Origin of the sequence: Rhodococcus phenolicus (genome assembly GCF_001646785.1) — a bacterium.
Classification (GTDB): Bacteria; Actinomycetota; Actinomycetes; order Mycobacteriales; family Mycobacteriaceae; genus Rhodococcus; species Rhodococcus phenolicus.
Genome location: NZ_LRRH01000011.1, coordinates 1 through 17,824, shown reverse-complemented (window position 1 = coordinate 17,824; position 17,824 = coordinate 1). Strand labels below are relative to the sequence as shown.

The following is a 17,824-nucleotide window of genomic DNA, read 5'->3' as shown; positions in this document are numbered from 1 at the left end:
CGAGCCTAGGCGATCGGTCAGATGCGGTAGACGTCCCCGGCGGAGACGGCGTGCACCGGCCCCGAATACTGTTCTTTCGCTTCGGCGATGACGTCCTCGCGCGACGTCCACGGCGGAATGTGGGTGAGCAGCAGCTCACCGACGCCGGCGCGCGCGGCGACCTGTCCCGCTTCGGTGCCGGACAGATGCATGTTCTCGGGGCGCGCGACCGGATCGTGTGTCCACGACGCTTCGGCGAGCAACACGTCGGCGCCGCGCGCGAGTTCGACGACCTCGTCGCACATGCCGGTGTCGCCGGTGTAGACGAAGGTGCGCCCGGAATCGCTGGTGATCCGGAATCCGTATGCCTCGGGCGGATGGTTGACGCGGCGGGGCTGCACGGTGAGCGCACCGAACCGGAAGTCGCCACCGTCGGTGAGGGTGTTCAGGTCGAGCGTGTCCGACAGGTCGTCCACCTCTCCGGCGCATTCGGCGGAGGCTACTCCCAGCCTGACCGCGGCGTCGCTCGGTCCGTACAGGGGGACACGCCCTTCCGGCCGGTTCGGGGAGTAGCGCCGCCACACGAGCAGTCCGGGAATGTCGAGGCAGTGATCGGCGTGCAGATGCGAGAGCAGAATGGAGACTTCACCGGGATCGGCGTGCCGTTGGAGTGCGCCGAGGACGCCGGGACCGAAGTCGATCACCAGCGGCGGGGTGTCCGGAGCGGTGAGCAGATAACCCGACGCGGGAGAATCGGGCCCGGCGACACTGCCCGAGCAGCCCAGAACGGTCATGCGCATAGAGGTCATGCTGCCACGTCGAAGGTCCCCGATGAAGCAGAGCCCGATTACGAGCCGGCAACTCACAGTGACACGAACGTTGTGACGTGGCGGTCGCGGTGATGAACGGATTGTCTCCGTCTCAGGTCAGCGTGGCAGCGTGCCCGGTGGGACCCCTGCGCGGCGGGCCCTGCGTGCGTCGGCCGAGAGGATCCAGGCGGCGAGGAGACCACCGATCGCACCGAAGAGGTGGCCCTGCCAGGACACGCGCGGGTCGCTGGGCAGCACACCCCACAACATGCTGCCGTAGACGAGCAGGACCACGATGCCGATGACGATCTGCCCGGTGTGGCGGGTGAACCAGCCCCGGACGATCAGATAGGTCAGCCAGCCGAACACCAGCACCGACGCGCCGACGTGGATGTACCCGGAACCGGCGAACAGCCAGGTTCCCAGTCCCCCGACGACCCAGATGATCGCGGTCGCGGCCAGGCCACGTCCGATCCCGGACAGCAATACGAGGAAACCGAGGATCAGCAGGGGGACGGTGTTGGCCGACAGGTGGCCCCAGCCGTCGTGCAGGAGCGGCGCGAACAGCACCCCGGTCAGGCCGTCGGCGGTGCGAGGTTCGACGCCGGCCGCGTCGAGGTCCGCGGAGGTCACCGTGTCGACGCCTTCGATGCCGTACAGCAGAGCGACGAAGCCGCCGATCCACAGGGCGGCGCGTTGCCAGATCGGCCGGGTCGCGGCTTCGATGCCGGTCGGTGTGGTCATTGCTCCATTGTGCTGTGTGCCCGGCCCGCGCGCTGCTCCCGCGGGGGTCACCGCCGGGTGAATGCGGTGGAGTACACGTCGCGGTAGGACGGAATTCCGGCGAGTCCCGTCGCGCTGAGGAGCGCATCGACGATCGCTCGTTGCACCACCTCGGCCGCGGCCTCGCACACCGCGGCGAGCACGGGCAGCTCGGCCGGGAACGCGTCGGGCACCGGCCCGGTCTCGGGAAGGTTCGCGGTGCCGGTGGACAGGGCGAACAGAGTGTCCCCGTCGAGCGGCGAGTGAGCGGGCCGGATCGCGCGAGCCAGACCGTCGTGCCCGGCGACCGCGACGCGGCGGCAGGCGGCCTTCGTCAGCGGGGCGTCCGTCGCGACGACACCGATGGTGGTGTTCAGGACGGTGCCCTTGGCGCCGAGCGCCCGGCCGGCCTCGATGTCCTCGGCGGCGGGCGCGGTGAGCCCGAGCTCCGCCGCCCGTCCCGGCCCCAGTCCCCAGGGCAGACCGGTTTCCGGGTCGACGACGGATCCGACCGGGTTCGCGACGACGAGCGCCGCGACGGTCGCCCCGGCCGCCGCACCGTCGCCGATGCGCACGCTCGCGGTCCCGACCCCGCCCTTGAGGATTCCTGCGCGCGCGCCGACGCCGGCGCCGACGCATCCGCGCGGGACGGTGGTCGCGCCGGCCGCGGCCGCGGTGGCAGCGAATCCGCTGTCGGCGGTGGGACGGGCCGACCAGTCCCCCACCGGCAGGTCGAAGATGACCGCTCCCGGCACGATCGGCACGACGAGGGGTGGTTCGCCGGGAGCGCCGGCTCCCATCGCGATGCCGCGGCCGTGTTCCTCGAGCCACCGCATCACACCGTCCGCGGCGGCGAGGCCGTATGCGCTGCCCCCGGTGAGCAGCACGGCGTCGGCGCGTTGCACGGAATGGCTGGGATCGAGAAGGTCTGTTTCGCGGGTTCCGGGACCGCCGCCGCGAACGTCGACGCCCGCGACCGCGGCCCGGTCGGTGAGTACGACGGTGCAGCCGGTGGCGGCGCCGGCGCCGGGCGCTCCGGGTGCGGCCACGGTGACGGCGTCGTCGAGCAGATGGTGGTGTCCGACGTGGAGTCCGGCGATGTCGGCGAGGGAGTTCGTGGGGCCCGGCGTCAGCGTCGGGCTCACGGCAGCAGCGCCTGCACCAGCGAGTCCTGCATCCACGTGAGCCAGTGGTAGACGTCGAGGTGCGGGGCGCGCGGATCGTCGTCGTCGAGGGCGTCGGGGGTGTCGGCGTCGATGCCGAGGGTGGTGCCGAGCGCCAAGCGCACGTCGTTGAGGCCGTACAACCAGGCTTCGGCCTGCTCGGGGTTGAGCACGACCTTGCCGCCGGATTCGGGGACGGTCCGCAGGATCACCGCGCCGGCGGCGAGTTTGGCGTCGATGATGTCCGGTTCGTGGAGGCTGCGCAGGGCGCCGTTGAGGTCGGCGGTCTCGTCGTCGGGGTGCTGGTTGTGGTCGGCCTCGGGCCGGTGGAAGTCCGGCAGCAGCCGTGCGAGAGCAGGAACGTCGGGTGGGCTCGAATTGCCGGTGCGCAGCCCGGTGAGGACCGCGAGATCGTCCTGCGGGGTCTGCGAGGAACGTTCCTCGAGCATGCCGAGCACGGATGCGACCAGGGATCGCAGGACCGACGCTTCGTGCGCGTCCATCTCGGACCGCAGTTTCACTCCGCTGAGCGAGTTCTTCCTGCTCCACTGACGCACGTCGGCCGGATCCTCCTGTTCGGGTTCATTCGTCGCGCTGCATGGTCGCCCAGAGGCCGGCCGCGTGCAGGCGCTGGACATCGTGCTCCATCTTGTCACGCGACCCACTGGAGACGACCGCTTTGCCCTCATTGTGCACTTTGAGCATCAGTTCGGTGGCCTTGGCTTTGCTGTAGCCGAACAGCTTCTGGAAGATGAATGTCACGTAGTGCATGAGATTGACGGGATCGTCCCACACCACCGTCACCCAGGGCCGGTCCACCGCCTCGACCTCTTCGACGACCTCCGCTTCGGCGGGCATCGCCTGACCTGCCGCCATCACCGGGACGTCGAACGGGGTTGTCGTGGAACACGGCGCCATGTGTCCAGGGTACGGCGTTCGTGCGCGGTGAAAAACCCGCCTCGGGATCCGCAATCTAGAGTGATCGGGTGTCTGCAGACCCTCATGACTCGAACACCACCGGCATCGTGAGCACCGCACTGTTCACCGACATGTACGAGCTGACGATGCTCGAGGCCGCGCTCGCGGACGGTTCCGCGAATCGGCCGTGCGCGTTCGAGGTGTTCGCGCGGCGCCTGCCCGCAGGGCGCCGCTACGGTGTGGTCGCCGGGACCGGCCGTCTGCTCGACGCGCTCGCCTCGTTCCGGTTCGGTGAGGCCGAACTGGACGTCGTCTCCAAGTTCCTGGCGCCGTCGACCGTCGAGTGGCTGCGCGCCTACCGTTTCTCCGGCGACATCGACGGCTACCGCGAGGGTGACTTCTACTTCCCCGGTTCGCCGGTGCTGTCGGTGCGCGGCTCGTTCGCCGAATGTGTGCTCCTCGAGACCCTCGCGCTGTCGATCCTCAACCACGACAGCGCGATCGCGTCGGCGGCCGCGCGCATGGTCAGCGCCGCCGACGGCCGCACCGTGATCGAGATGGGTTCGCGCCGCACCCACGAGGAGTCCGCCGTCGCCGCCGCGCGCGCCGCCTACCTGGCCGGATTCGATGCGACGTCGAACCTCGAGGCCGCCCGGCGTTACGGGATCCCGGCGGCGGGCACCGCCGCGCACGCGTTCACGCTGCTGCACACGACGGCGGCGGGTCGCAACGAGGAGTCCGCCTTCCGCAGCCAGGTCGAGACCCTCGGGGTGGGCACGACGCTGCTGGTGGACACCTACGACATCACCGCGGCGGTGCGGACCGCGATCGAGGTCGCCGGTCCGGAGCTGGGCGGGGTCCGTATCGACTCCGGTGATCTCGGGGTGCTGGCCCGGCAGGTCCGCGAGCAGCTCGATTCGCTGGGCGCGACCGGCACGAAGATCGTGATGTCCGGCGATCTCGACGAGTACGCGATCGCGGGACTGCGCGCCGAACCGGTCGACGTGTACGGCGTCGGAACGGCGGTGGTGACCGGTTCCGGCGCGCCGACCGCCGGCATGGTGTTCAAGCTGGTCGAGGTCGACGGCATCCCGGTCGAGAAGCGCAGCGCGCACAAGCAGTCGCGGGGCGGCGCCAAGCGCGCGGTGCGATTTGCCCGGCCGACGGGCACGCTCACCGAAGAGGTGATCCACTCGGCGCACGTGCCGGTGCCGGACGGTGAGGGCACCCCCACGGAGCTGATGGTGCCGCTGATGCGCGGTGGCGAACGCGTCGAGGGGCTTCCTACCCTGGAGGAGAGCCGGGCGATCCTGGCGGCCGGCCTGGGGAGCCTGCCGTGGGAGGGACTGATGTTGTCCGAGGGTGATCCGGCGGTTCCCACCCGTTTCGCCGGTCAGGAGTGAGTGCCATGACGCGCGCGCTGATCGTCGTCGACGTTCAGAACGACTTCTGCGAGGGCGGGGCGCTCGCGGTCGCGGGTGGTGCCGCGGTGGCGGCGGACCTGAGCGGCTATCTCGCCGAGACCACCGACCTGTACGCGCACGTGGTGGCGACCCGCGACCATCACATCGATCCGGGCGGCCATTTCTCGGACGAACCCGATTTCGTCGATTCGTGGCCGCCGCACTGCCGGGTCGGGACGCCCGGCGCCGAGTTCCACCCGGCCCTGGACTTCGAACGGGTCGAGGCGGTGTTCTCCAAGGGCGCGTTCGAGGCCGCCTATTCGGGATTCGAGGGTGCCGGGGAGGCCGGCGAGTCCCTCGCCGACTGGTTGCGCGAACGCGGCGTCACCGCCGTCGACGTGGCGGGCATCGCCACCGATCACTGTGTTCGCGCGACCGCGCTCGATGCCGTGGAGGCGGGTTTCGCCACCCGCGTCCTGCTGCGCTACACCGCGGGTGTGTCCGACGCGACGGTCGGGGCGGCGTTGACGCGGCTGCGCGACGCGGGTGTGGAACTGGTCGGTCAGGTCGGCGCACGAACCTGACGGTGGGGACCGATACCCTGGCTCGGTGCCAGAACTCCCCGACGTCCCCGAACTCCTCCGGACCGCGGTGCACGCGTTGGGCGGTGCGGAGCGGCGCAACCAGCTGACGATGGCGTCGGCGGTCGCGCACTGCCTCGACACCGGTGAGCATCTGGCCGTGCAGGCCGGTACCGGCACCGGAAAGTCGCTGGCCTATCTGGTGCCGAGCATCCGCTACGCCGTCCGCACGGGGCGCACCGTGATCGTCTCGACGGCGACGATCGCGCTGCAGCGGCAGCTCGTCGACCGCGACCTGCCGCGCCTGGCCGATGCCCTGCACGAATCCCTCGGGCGGCGGCCACGCTTCGCGATCCTGAAGGGTCGCGGAAACTATCTGTGCCTCAACAAGATTCATACCGGACTCGCGGAGGAACCGCCGGTCGGCGAGCAGTTGTTCGACGCATTCGCGCTGTCTCGGATCGGCCGGGAGGTGCGTCGAGTCACCGAATGGTCGTCGAGCACCGGGACCGGCGACCGCGACGACCTGGCTCCCGGCGTGTCCGATCAGGCATGGAGACAGGTCAGCGTCACCGCCCGCGAATGTCTCGGCAAGGCCCGCTGCCCCGTCGGCGAGGACTGCTTCGCGGAGATCGCCCGCGCCGAAGCCTCGCAGGTCGACATCGTCGTCACCAACCACGCCCTGCTCGCGATCGACGCCATCACCGGCATCGCGATCCTGCCCGAGCACGACGCGGTGGTCATCGACGAGGCACATGAACTCGTCGACCGGGTGACCGGAGTCGCGACCGCGGAACTGTCCGGCGGCACGATCTCCGCGGCCGCGCGCCGCTGCGCGAAGCTCGCCGAGGACGAGGACGTCGACAAGCTCGAGGGCGCCGCCGAGAACTGGGAGATGCTCCTCGAGGAACTGCCGCCGGGCCGCTGGGACACTCTGCCCGACGGCGCCGGGGCGGCGCTGGCGGCGGTCCGCGACGCCGCGTGGGCGCTGCGCACCGCCGTCGGTCCGGCCAAGCCGGGCATGGATGCGGAGGCCGCGGCGGCCCGCACCCAGGCGGTCGCCGAGGTCGACGAGGTGCACGACGGCGCGGTGCGGGTGCTCACGGCCTTCGACGAGCCGGATCCGGCGAAGCGTCAGGACGTGGTGTGGTTCGCCGCCGACGAGTTCCGCGGGGCAGTGCGCCGCACGGTGCGGATGGCCCCGCTGTCCGTCGGCGGGCTGCTGCGGTCACGGTTGTTCGGTGAATCGACGGTCGTGCTCACGTCGGCGACGTTGACGGTCGGTGGCTCGTTCGACGGGCTCGCCGTGAACTGGGGACTGCCTCCGCAGGCGCCGACGCGCAGCGACACCGCGGCCGCATCCGGTGCCGAACCGCCGTCCGACGACGGCGACCTGAAGTGGAACGCACTGGACGTCGGATCGCCGTTCGACCACGCCAAGGCGGGGATCATGTACATCGCCAGGCACCTGCCGACACCGGGACGCGACGGCCTGTCCCCCGCGTACGTCGACGAGATCACCGAGCTGATCACCGCCGCCGGGGGCCGCACCCTCGGACTGTTCTCCTCGATGCGCGCGGCGAAGGCAGCCACCGAGGCGGTGCGGGAGCGGCTCGACACCCCGGTGCTGTGCCAGGGCGACGACACGACCGGCGCGCTCGTCGAGCAGTTCGCGGCGGACGCGGCGACCTCGCTGTTCGGCACGCTGTCGCTGTGGCAGGGTGTCGATGTTCCGGGGCCGTCGCTGTCCCTGGTGATCATCGATCGCATCCCGTTCCCGCGGCCCGACGACCCGTTGCTCGTCGCGCGGCAGCGCGCCGTCGAATCCCGCGGCGGCAACGGTTTTCTCGCGGTCGCCGCGAACCATGCGGCGTTGCTGCTCGCGCAGGGCGTCGGCCGGCTGCTGCGCAGCACCAGCGACCGTGGGGTCGTCGCGGTTCTCGATCCGCGGCTGGCGACGGCCCGCTACGGCGGCTACCTGAGGGCGTCGCTACCGGCGTTCTGGGAGACCACCGATCCGGAGATCGTGCGCAAGGCCCTCACGCGCCTCCGGGACTGACCGTTCCGGGTCGCCGCGACCGCGTGTCTCCCTGCCCTACGGCAGCACCACCAGTCCGAGTTCGGCGGGGGTCGCCAGCAGGTCGTGCTGCGGCAGCACCCGCACCGTGTACCCGACCGCGCCGGCCAACGGCAGCGCGACCTCGGCGTCGAAGACCTCACCGACACCATCGGAGCCGGTGTGCCGCATCGCAGTGGTCGTCACGTCGGTGAGGGTGTCGTCGACGCCGACGCGGCCGATCACCACCTGCACCAGCACGTCCGCCGGGTCGAGCCCGCCGAGTTGCACGTGCGCGGTGAGCGCCAGCCGGGCACCGATCTCGGCGCTGTCGGGCAACCCGTCGCTGTCGACCTGCGCGACCCGCACCGACGGCCACGCCGCCTCGATCCGGTGCCGGTAGTCGGCCAGTGCCTTCGCGCCGGCGTATCCGTCGGCGACGACCACGCGGGCCGCGGCGGCCGCCGGGGCGTAGTACTGCACGGCGTAGTCGCGGACCATGCGCGACGCCAGCACCTTCGGCCCGAGGTTCTCGAGGGTGTGCCGCACCATCTCGATCCAGCGGGTCGGCACTCCCTCCTCGTCCCGGTCGTAGAACCGCGGCAGCACGGACCGTTCGAGCAGTTCGTACAGGGCGCTCGCCTCGAGATCGTCGCGGCGCTGTTCGTCGACCACCCCGTCCGCGGTGGGGATGGCCCAGCCGTTCTCCCCGTCGTACATCTCGTCCCACCAGCCGTCGAGGATGGACAGGTTGAGGCCGCCGTTGAGCGCGGACTTCATGCCGGAGGTGCCGCACGCCTCGAGTGGACGCAGCGGGTTGTTGAGCCATACGTCGCAACCCCAGTACAGGAAGCGCGCCATCGACATGTCGTAGTCGGGCAGGAACACGATGCGGTGCCGCACGTCGTGCCGGTCCGCGAACCGCACGACCTGCTGGATCAGGGCCTTGCCGCCGTCGTCGGCGGGATGGCTCTTGCCGGCGACGACGAGCTGCACGGGCCGATCCTCGTCGAGCAGCAGGGACCGCAGCCGATCCTCGTCGCGGAGCATCAGCGTGAGCCGCTTGTAGGTGGGCACGCGGCGCGCGAAACCGACGGTGAGCACGTCCGGGTCGAACACCCCGTCGACCCAGCCGAGTTCGGCGGAGGTGGCGCCGCGGTCGATCCAGGATGCGCGCAGCCGTCGCCGCACCTCCGCGACGAGCTGCCCGCGCAGCGTGTTCCGGGTGTCCCACAGATCCTGCGACGGCACGGTCTGCAGCAGTTCCCAGCCGCGGGCCTCCTCGACCCGGTCGGGACCGGCGAGCCGGTTCGCCAGGGCGATCCATTCGCGCGCCGCCCAGGTCGGAGCGTGCACACCGTTGGTCACCGATCCGATCGGCACCTCGGCGGCATCGAAGCCGGACCACAACCCGTCGAACATGCCGCGGCTGACGCGCCCGTGCAGCCGGGAGACGCCGTTGCTGCGCTGGCCCAGCCGCAGTCCCAGGTGGGCCATGTTGAACACGTGCGGGTCGGATTCGCGGCCGAGGGCGAGGATCCGGTCGACGGTCAGGCCGGGTAGCAGCGACGACTCGTTCTCCCCGTTCGGCCCGGAGAAGTAGTGCCGCACCAGGTCGATCGGGAACCGGTCGATCCCGGCGGGCACCGGAGTGTGGGTGGTGAAGACGGTGCCCGCGCGCACGGCGGACAGGGCTTCGTCGAAGTCGAGCCCGGTGGTGGTGACCAGTTCCCGGATGCGCTCGGCCCCCGAGAAACCGGCGTGGCCCTCGTTCATGTGGAAGACCTCGGGGTCGGGCAGGCCGTGGATGCGGGTGTAGGCGCGCACGGCGCGCACGCCGCCGATGCCGGCGAGGATCTCCTGTTTGATGCGGTGGTCCTGGTCGCCGCCGTAGAGACGGTCGGTGACCCCGCGCAGCTCCTCGTCGTTGCCGGCGATGTCCGAGTCGAGCAACAGCAACGGCACCCGTCCGATCTGCGCGATCCACACGCGCGCGGCCAGCTCACGGTTTCCGGGCACGGTGACGGTGACCAGAGTGGGGGTGCCGTCCGGTTCGCTGAGCAGGCGCAGCGGCAGACCCTGCGGGTCGTAGGACGGGTAGTGCTCGCTCTGCCAGCCATCGGCGGTCAGGGACTGCCGGAAGTAGCCGGAGCGGTACAGCAGTCCGATGCCGATGAGCGGCAGCCCGAGGTCGGAGGCCGCCTTGAGGTGGTCGCCGGCGAGGATGCCGAGACCACCCGAATAGTTGGGCAGGACCTCGCTGACACCGAACTCCATGGAGAAGTAGGCGATGCCCCCCGGCATGTCGTTGCCGCGCTCCTGCTGGTGCTGATACCAGCGCGGCCGGGCCAGGTACTCGTCCAGGTCCGCGGCGGCGGCACCGAGCCGTTCCAGGAAGTCGGGATCGGCGGCGAGTTCGTCGAGCCGCGACGGCGGGACCTCACCGAGCAGCCGGACCGGGTCGTGACCGACGTGTTCCCACAGAGCCGGGTCCACGGTCGCGAACAGATCCTGGGTCGGCGGATGCCAGGACCACCGCAGGTTGGCGGACAGGGTTCCCAGCGCGGCCAGCCGCTCGGGAAGGTGGGCTCGTACGGTGAACCGACGCAAGGCTTTCACCCCGCGAAGACTACCGAGTTTCCGTCGTGGCGCGAGGTCGGGAGCTGTGACGTCCGTCCGGGCGGCCCTCACCCGACGCCCCGGCCACGGGTGCACCCGCCGATCGCGGCCCGCGGAGCAAACCGGCCGCATGATCGGCCCGGAATCCGCACCTCGATTACGGTTGTCTGCGAATACACCGCGCTGTTCGTATCGCCCGGTTCGCCTGCCGGCCGCACACGGAAACGGAGTACATGTGACAGGTCGTCTCGCCATCGACGACGTCCAGCCCCAGATCGCGGGTGGGCGCTATCCGGTCAAGGCCGTCGTCGGCGAAGTCGTGCCGGTGTCGGCGGTGGTGTGGCGCGAGGGGCACGACGCGGTCGCCGCGACCCTGGCCGTCCGCGGCCCCGGCTCCGACCCGGAAACCGAGGGCAAACTCGTCCGCATCCCGATGGCGCCCGGGTCGCTGCCCGACACCTTCCACGCGACGTTCACCCCGACCAGCCCCGGAACGTGGACGTACCGGGTGGAGGCGTGGAGCGATCCGGTGACCACCTGGCGGCACGCGGTGGACGCGAAGATCTCCGCCGGCCAGGGCGCCGAGGACCTCGCGAACGATCTCGAGATCGGCGCCGAGCTGTTCGAGAAGGCCGCGAAGACGGTGCCCCGCGGCAACCGCCCCGCGCTGCTCGCCGTCGCCGCCTCGCTCAGGTCGCCGCGGACGCTGCCGGAACGGGTCGCGCCGGCGTTCGCCGCCGATGTCACCGAGATCCTGCGGGCGCATCCGCTGCGCGAACTGGTCACCCGGGGACGTGCGTTCACCGCCCAGGTGGACCGGCGGCGCGCCCTGTTCGGCTCCTGGTACGAGTTCTTCCCGCGTTCGACCGGCGGCTGGAACGAGGACGGAACCCCACGGCACGGCACGTTCGCGACCGCGGCCGCGGACCTGCCGCGGATCGCCGCGATGGGCTTCGACGTGGTGTATCTGCCGCCGGTCCACCCGATCGGAAAGATCAACCGCAAGGGACCGAACAACACCCTCGTCGCCGGACCCGACGACGTCGGGTCGCCGTGGGCGATCGGCTCCGACGAGGGTGGCCACGACGCCATCCACCCGGAGCTGGGGACCGAGCAGGACTTCCGCGACTTCGTTTCCCGCGCGGCACAACTCGATCTGGAGGTGGCACTGGATCTGGCGTTGCAGTGCGCCCCCGACCATCCGTGGGCGACGCAGCATCCCGAATGGTTCACGGTGCTGCCGGACGGCACGATCGCCTACGCGGAGAACCCGCCGAAGAAGTACCAGGACATCTACCCCGTCAACTTCGACAACGACCGCGACGGCATCTACGCCGAGGTGCTGCGCGTGGTGCGGCACTGGGTGGCGCTGGGCGTGAAGATCTTCCGGGTCGACAATCCGCACACCAAGCCAGCCGACTTCTGGGAATGGCTGATCGGCGAGGTCAAGCTCACCGATCCCGACGTGCTGTTCCTGTCCGAGGCGTTCACCCGGCCGGCCCGGATGTACGGGCTGGCCCGGCGCGGATTCACCCAGTCCTACACGTATTTCACGTGGCGGGAAGCCAAGTGGGAACTCACCGAGTTCGGGCAGGAACTGGCCGCCAAGGCCGACGAGGCCCGGCCGAACCTGTTCGTGAACACCCCGGACATCCTGCACGAGACGCTGCAGCGGGGCGGTCCCGGCATGTTCGCGCTGCGCGCCGCGCTGGCCGCAACCCTCGCCCCCACCTGGGGGGTGTATTCCGGATACGAGCTGTACGAGCACGTCGCGGTGCGCCCGGGCAGCGAGGAATATCTGGATTCGGAGAAGTACCAGCTGCGGCCGCGACGGTTCGACGAGGCACGCCGCCGCGGCGAATCACTGGAACCGTGGCTCGCGGCGCTGAACCGGATCCGGCGTGCACATCCGGCGCTGCAGCAGCTGCGCAACATCCACTTCCACCACATCGACAACGATGCGCTGCTCGCCTACTCGAAGTTCGATCCGACGTCGGGCGACACGGTGCTCACCGTCGTCAACCTCGATCCGTATGCCGCCGAACAGGGCACGCTGTGGCTGGACATGCCGGCGATCGGACGGGACTGGCACGAGCACTTCACCGTGCATGACGAGGTGAGTGGGGAGGAATACCACTGGGGGCAGGCGAATTTCGTGCGCCTCGAGCCGTGGCGGGCCGTCGCGCACATTCTCGTGTTGCCACCGATCGGGGTGCCGGCGCGCACCACCCTCGCCTACAGGAGGTAGCCGTGACCCGGCAGGAAGACCCCACCCCGAACCGGCCGGGCTCCCCCTCGGTCTCGACACGCCGGCACGCACCGGCCCCCGGCGACCTGGCGCGCCTGGCGGCCGGGGAACACCACGACCCGCATTCGATCCTCGGTGCGCACCCGCACGCGGAAGGCACCCTGATCCGCGCGCTGCGCCCGGGGGCGGAGAAGGTCGCGGTCCGCATCGGAGACGTCGATCATCCCCTCGAACCGGTGGGATCCGACGTGTTCAGCGCGCTCGTTCCGGTGCACGACCCGGCCGACTACCGGTTCGTGGTGACCTACCCGTTCGGCCACACCGTCGTCGTCGCCGACGGCTACCGATTCCTCCCGACGCTCGGCGAACTGGATCTGCACCTGTTCGCCGAGGGCCGCCACGAGCGGCTGTGGGAGATCCTCGGTGCGCGCCCGCGCGCGTACGAGACCCCCGACGGCACGGTCACCGGCACCTCCTTCGCGGTGTGGGCACCCGCAGCGCGCGGGGTGACGGTGACCGGCGACTTCGACATGTGGGGCGGACGGACCGCGCCGATGCGGGTGCTCGGGTCCAGCGGTGTGTGGGAACTGTTCGTCCCCGACGTCCACCCGGGCGCCCTCTACAAGTTCCGGGTGCACGGTCGCGACGGCTCGGTTCGCGAGAAGGCCGACCCGATGGCGTACGCGACCGAGGTGCCACCCGCGACCGCGTCGGTGGTGACGGAGTCGCGGCACACGTGGCGCGACGGCGAGTGGCTCGAAACGCGCGCGAACTCCCAGCCGTGGCAGGAACCGATGAGCGTCTACGAGGTGCATCTCGGGTCCTGGCAGCCGGGCCTCGGCTACCTGGAACTGGCCGACCGGCTCGCCGAGTACGTCACCGAAACCGGCTTCACCCACATCGAACTGCTCCCCGTCGCCGAGCATCCGTTCGGCGGGTCGTGGGGATATCAGGTCACCTCGTATTACGCGCCGACCTCCCGCTTCGGATCTCCCGACGAGTTCCGCGAGTTCGTCGACCGGCTGCACCGCGCCGGGATCGGCGTGATCATGGACTGGGTTCCCGCGCACTTCCCGAAGGACGACTGGGCCCTCGCCCGGTTCGACGGCAGCCCGCTGTACGAACATCCCGACCCCACCCGCGGCGAACAACTCGACTGGGGCACCTACGTGTTCGACTTCGGACGCCGCGAGGTCCGCAACTTCCTCGTCGCCAACGCCCTCTACTGGATCGAGGAGTTCCACATCGACGGACTGCGCGTCGACGCGGTCGCCTCGATGCTGTACCTGGACTACTCACGGCCGCACGGCGGCTGGACCCCGAACATCCACGGCGGTCGCGAGAACCTCGAAGCCGTCGCGTTCCTGCAGGAACTCAACGGCACCGTGCACAAACTCCATCCGGGTGTGGTCACCGTCGCCGAGGAATCCACGGCGTGGCCGGGCGTCACGCGTCCGACCAATGTGGGCGGACTCGGGTTCGACATGAAGTGGAACATGGGCTGGATGCACGACACGCTCGGGTTCCTCTCCCGTGACCCCGTGCACCGCACCTACCACCATCACGAGATCACGTTCTCGTTGATGTACGCGTGGAGCGAGAATTTCATGCTGCCGATCAGCCATGACGAGGTCGTGCACGGCAAGGGCACCCTGTGGACCCGGCTGCCCGGCGACGACTTCACGAAGGCCGCCGGCCTGCGCGCCCTGCTGGCGTACATGTGGGCGCATCCGGGCAAGCAGCTGCTGTTCATGGGACAGGAATTCGGGCAGGTCGCCGAGTGGTCGGAAGAACGCGGCCTGGACTGGTGGCAGCTCGACGACGAACACACCGGTGCGCTGCACACCGGGGTCCGGCAGCTCGTCGGCGACCTCAACCGCACGTATCGCGAGCATCCCGCGCTGTGGACGCTGGATACCTCACCCGGCGGCTACTCCTGGATCGACGCCAACGACGCGGTGAACAACGTGCTCAGCTTCCTGCGCTACGGGAGCGACGGCTCGATCGTCGCGTGCCTGTACAACTTTTCCGGGAGCACCCACGCGGACTATCGTGTCGGATTACCCGAAACGGGTCGGTGGGTGGAAATCCTCAACACGGATGCGACCGCCTACTGCGGTAACGGAACCGGAAACCTCGGTGCCGTGACGGCAACGGCGCACTCCTGGCACGGACGACCCGCTTCGGCGCGGGTCACCCTGCCCGCTCACGGTGCGATCTGGCTGGCACTGCATCGGTGACCGCGGTCCTTCGACGACAGGAGCGATCAAGGTGAGAAGGACGGGCTGGCCGACGCGGTGCGCGCTCGGAGCACTGACCGTGGCTCTGCTGGCCGGCTGCGCGAGCCGGATCGAGGGCACCGCCGTCTCGATCTACGACAACCCGTTCACCGTCGCCGGACTGGCCGTGTCGTCCGGCCCGTCCGGCCCGCGCAGCGGCGTGCCGGACGCCGAGGTCACCGTCGAGAACGGTGACGGCGGCGACGTCGACATCCTGGTGGGCAACGCGATCGCCGACATCGAGGCGTACTGGGAGCGCACGTTCGGCTCGATCGCGAAGGGGACGTTCGAACCGGTCTCGACCCTGCTCTCGTGGGACCCCTCCGAGCGCCGCGGTCCCGAGTTCTGTGGCGAGCCCACCTTCGACTTCGTCAACGCCGCGTACTGCAGCGGAGGCGACGTGATCGGGTGGGACCGCACATTCCTCCTGCCCGAGCTGATCGACGTGTTCGGCCCGATGTCGGTGGTGATGGTGCTGGCCCACGAATACGGGCACGCCATCCAGTACAAGTCCGGCATCGTCTCCGACGACGACCCGGGCATCGTATTCGAGCAGCAGGCGGACTGCTTCGCCGGCGCGTTCGTCCGGCACGTCGCCGAAGGCAACTCCGAGCATTTCCAGCTCAACACGTCCGACGGACTCAATTCGGTACTCGCGTCGATGGTCCAGTTCCGCGATACCGACCCCAACGATCCCGATTCCGTCCACGGGTCGGCGTTCGAGCGTGTCACCGCCATGCAGATCGGTTTCTCCGACGGCGCCGAGGCCTGCACGCGCATCGACGCCACCGAGGTCGAATCCCGGCGCGCCGATCTTCCGCAGTTCTTCGACAGCAGCGACGACGGAGAGCTGCCCGTCACCGCCGAATCCGTCGAGCAGATCATGCATTCGTTCGACTACGTGTTCGGGTTGTCGTCGCCGCCCACGCTCGACCTGTCCGGTTCCGACCTCGGCTGCCCGGACGCGAAGGCGACCTCGCCGGTGTCGTACTGCCCGGCGACGAACACGATCGGCGTCGACCTGGAGGAACTCGCCGAGCGTGGCGCGCCCCCGGAATCCGGGTCGAATCCGTTCAGTGCGGACGTCCGCGGTGACTACAACGCCTACGTGCTGCTCGCCTCGCGGTATGCGCTCGCCGTGCAGCGAGAGGCCGGGGCGTCGCTGACCGACGCGCAGACCGCCCTGCGCGCGGCGTGCCTGTCCGGGGCGATCAGCGCCGCGCTGAGCCCGACGAACGTCGACCCGACGGGCAATCCCGACGAGAGTCTCGTGTGGTTGTCCCCCGGCGACCTCGACGAGGCCGTGTCCGGGCTGCTCACCGACGGTCTCGCCGCGAGCGATGTCAACGGAAACACTGTCCCCAGCGGCTTCGCCCGCGTCGATGCGTTCCGCACGGGTGTGCTCGGCGGCGAGGCAGGTTGCACCGGCAGGTACCACTGACTCGAGCGAACGGCCCCGCAGTGCGAACGGCCCGGTGGCGGCAGTGCCGCGACCGGGCCGTTCGTCTGTTGGTAACCGGTGTTCAGTACAGCGCCGACGCCAGCTTCCGTCGCGCCGTGACGACGAAGGGCTCGGCGGGATCGAACAGCTCGAACAGTTCGAGCAGCCGGGTACGGGCGGCCGTCTTCTCGTCGCCCACGCTGCGGGAGACGAACCCGATCAACCGGGCGAACGCCTTCTCCGGCTCTTGGGCGAACAATTCGGCGTCGGCGGCGGCCAGCTGGGCGTCGAGGTCGGCGGGCGCGGCGTCGGCCCGCTCGACCGCGTCGTCGGGCAGCTCCTGGGCGCGGGCGAGGAACCGCACCTGACGCACCGCGGCGAGCGCTTCGGCATTGTTGGGCTCGGAGTTGAGGACCAGGTTGTAGGCGGCCTCGGCTCCGGCCAGGTCGCCGGCGTCGAGTGCCTGCTCGGCGGCGATGAACCGCGGGTCCGGTGGGGTGTCTTCCGGTTCGCCTGTGGGCGGGCCGGACAGCTTCCCGGCGACGGCGTTCCGGATCGCGGCGATCCATTCGCGCAACGCCGATTCGGGCTGCACGCCCTGGAAGTCGGCGATCGGCTGCCCACCGGCGATCGCGACGACCGTCGGCACCGACTGGACACCGAACGCCTGGGCGATACGCGGATTGGCGTCGACGTCCACCTTCGCGAGCACCCAGGTGCCGCCGGCCTCGTGAGCGAGCTTCTCGAGGACCGGTGACAGTTGCTTGCAGGGCTGGCACCAAGTGGCCCACAGGTCCACGATGACCGGGACCTGCATGGAACGCTGCAGTACCTCGGCCTCGAAGGTGGCCTCGGTGACGTCGATGACGGGAGCGAGGCCGCCGGCGGCGGCACCGTCACCGGACGGCGGTGGAGGCGGCGGCGGCGCGGATGCCCTCTCCTTGAGCGGTGCGAGATCCACCGCGCCGGAGATCGCCGCTGCTGCCGCGGCGGAACGTGCTGGACGGGAACCGGGTCGAGTCACGCCGTCCAGTCTGTCACGTTCTGCGCGCACCGTGTCGGGTGGTCAGGACAGTGCGGGCTCGGTTTCGCGCGAAGCGGGATCGGAGAGCTCGCCGAGGCGGCCGGTGCGCACAGCCCAGCGCTCGAAGACGATGGTGCCGAAGGGCGGGACGCTCGAGACCAGAGCGAGGAATGTCGTCTTGAGATCCCACTTGAGCGACCAGGCGGTCGCGAGGGCGACGACGACGAACAACATGAATCCGGCGATGCCGTGCACCATGCCGGGGATCCGGATGGCTTCCTCGTGGCCGAGCACCCACTTGAAGAACATCGCGATCAGCAGGGCCAGCCAGGTGATTGCTTCCCAGATGGCGACGAGACGGAATCGCTTCGCGGGGGTGGACAGGTCGAGGATGTTCGTCATGCTCGCCATTGTGCCCGAGTCCTACGACGACCCGTCGTTGACGTGAGGCACGTCACGGCCCCGACGGCATGCGCCGGGGCCGTGACGGGTGTATGCGTCAGGGACGAATGGGTCAGGCCTTGGGTACGCGCACGATCAAC

General features: G+C 70.0%; 14 protein-coding genes. 6 read left to right on the top strand and 8 right to left on the bottom strand.

All coding sequences use genetic code 11. The features are described 5' to 3' along the window. Positions 1–17 precede the first annotated feature (17 nt). The 5 genes from A8G15_RS04525 to clpS all read right to left on the bottom strand — a co-directional run bounded on the left by A8G15_RS04525 (position 18) and on the right by clpS (position 3,631). A complete protein-coding gene (locus A8G15_RS04525; protein ID WP_068155788.1) occupies positions 18–779 on the bottom strand; it encodes a cyclic nucleotide-degrading phosphodiesterase in 762 nt (253 codons plus the stop codon). A 126-nt stretch (positions 780–905) separates the two neighbouring features. Further along, positions 906–1,532 carry a rhomboid family intramembrane serine protease gene (locus A8G15_RS04520; RefSeq protein WP_068155785.1) on the bottom strand — a complete coding sequence of 209 codons (627 nt, stop codon included), beginning with the start codon at positions 1,530–1,532 and terminating at the stop codon, positions 906–908. 47 nt (positions 1,533–1,579) lie between these two features. Then, a complete protein-coding gene (locus A8G15_RS04515; RefSeq protein WP_068155784.1) occupies positions 1,580–2,695 on the bottom strand; it encodes a P1 family peptidase in 1,116 nt (371 codons plus the stop codon). After that, positions 2,692–3,270: an oxidative stress transcriptional regulator AosR gene (aosR, locus tag A8G15_RS04510; RefSeq protein WP_068155782.1), complete on the bottom strand. Its 579-nt coding sequence runs from the start codon at positions 3,268–3,270 to the stop codon at positions 2,692–2,694. The genes A8G15_RS04515 and aosR overlap by 4 nt, the downstream gene beginning before the upstream one ends. Positions 3,271–3,295: 25 nt before the next feature. After that, the gene (gene clpS, locus A8G15_RS04505) at positions 3,296–3,631 is read right to left on the bottom strand and encodes an ATP-dependent Clp protease adapter ClpS (protein WP_068155779.1); all 336 of its coding nucleotides are present in this window, start codon (positions 3,629–3,631) and stop codon (positions 3,296–3,298) included. Between the two features lie 68 nt (positions 3,632–3,699). Here clpS and A8G15_RS04500 point away from each other — a divergent pair, with 68 nt between their 5' ends. The 3 genes from A8G15_RS04500 to A8G15_RS04490 are packed head-to-tail and all read left to right on the top strand — an operon-like array spanning position 3,700 to position 7,674. Next, positions 3,700–5,034 carry a nicotinate phosphoribosyltransferase gene (locus tag A8G15_RS04500; RefSeq protein WP_068155777.1) on the top strand — a complete coding sequence of 445 codons (1,335 nt, stop codon included), beginning with the start codon at positions 3,700–3,702 and terminating at the stop codon, positions 5,032–5,034. 5 nt (positions 5,035–5,039) lie between these two features. Next, positions 5,040–5,618 carry an isochorismatase family protein gene (locus tag A8G15_RS04495; RefSeq protein WP_068155775.1) on the top strand — a complete coding sequence of 193 codons (579 nt, stop codon included), beginning with the start codon at positions 5,040–5,042 and terminating at the stop codon, positions 5,616–5,618. Between the two features lie 25 nt (positions 5,619–5,643). Beyond that, a complete protein-coding gene (locus tag A8G15_RS04490; RefSeq protein WP_068155774.1) occupies positions 5,644–7,674 on the top strand; it encodes an ATP-dependent DNA helicase in 2,031 nt (676 codons plus the stop codon). A 36-nt stretch (positions 7,675–7,710) separates the two neighbouring features. On the opposite strand, the gene glgP is transcribed toward A8G15_RS04490, so the two are convergent. Then, positions 7,711–10,290, bottom strand: a complete 2,580-nt coding sequence (gene glgP / locus A8G15_RS04485) for an alpha-glucan family phosphorylase (protein WP_068155773.1) — start codon at positions 10,288–10,290, stop codon at positions 7,711–7,713. 235 nt (positions 10,291–10,525) lie between these two features. On the opposite strand from glgP, the gene A8G15_RS04480 reads away from it, so the two are divergent. The 3 genes from A8G15_RS04480 to A8G15_RS04470 all read left to right on the top strand — a co-directional run bounded on the left by A8G15_RS04480 (position 10,526) and on the right by A8G15_RS04470 (position 16,258). Next, a complete protein-coding gene (locus A8G15_RS04480; protein ID WP_068155772.1) occupies positions 10,526–12,538 on the top strand; it encodes a maltotransferase domain-containing protein in 2,013 nt (670 codons plus the stop codon). Positions 12,539–12,624: 86 nt separating this feature from the next. Next, positions 12,625–14,778, top strand: coding sequence for a 1,4-alpha-glucan branching protein GlgB (glgB, locus tag A8G15_RS04475; protein WP_068156004.1), 2,154 nt, complete (start codon positions 12,625–12,627; stop codon positions 14,776–14,778). Positions 14,779–14,809: 31 nt separating this feature from the next. After that, the gene (locus tag A8G15_RS04470) at positions 14,810–16,258 is read left to right on the top strand and encodes a neutral zinc metallopeptidase (RefSeq protein ID WP_068155771.1); all 1,449 of its coding nucleotides are present in this window, start codon (positions 14,810–14,812) and stop codon (positions 16,256–16,258) included. Positions 16,259–16,340: 82 nt separating this feature from the next. On the opposite strand, the gene A8G15_RS04465 is transcribed toward A8G15_RS04470, so the two are convergent. After that, positions 16,341–17,231, bottom strand: coding sequence for a tetratricopeptide repeat protein (locus tag A8G15_RS04465; protein ID WP_068156001.1), 891 nt, complete (start codon positions 17,229–17,231; stop codon positions 16,341–16,343). Between the two features lie 93 nt (positions 17,232–17,324). Continuing rightward, positions 17,325–17,684: a DUF3817 domain-containing protein gene (locus tag A8G15_RS04460; RefSeq protein ID WP_068155997.1), complete on the bottom strand. Its 360-nt coding sequence runs from the start codon at positions 17,682–17,684 to the stop codon at positions 17,325–17,327. Between the last annotated feature and the right edge of the window lie 140 nt (positions 17,685–17,824).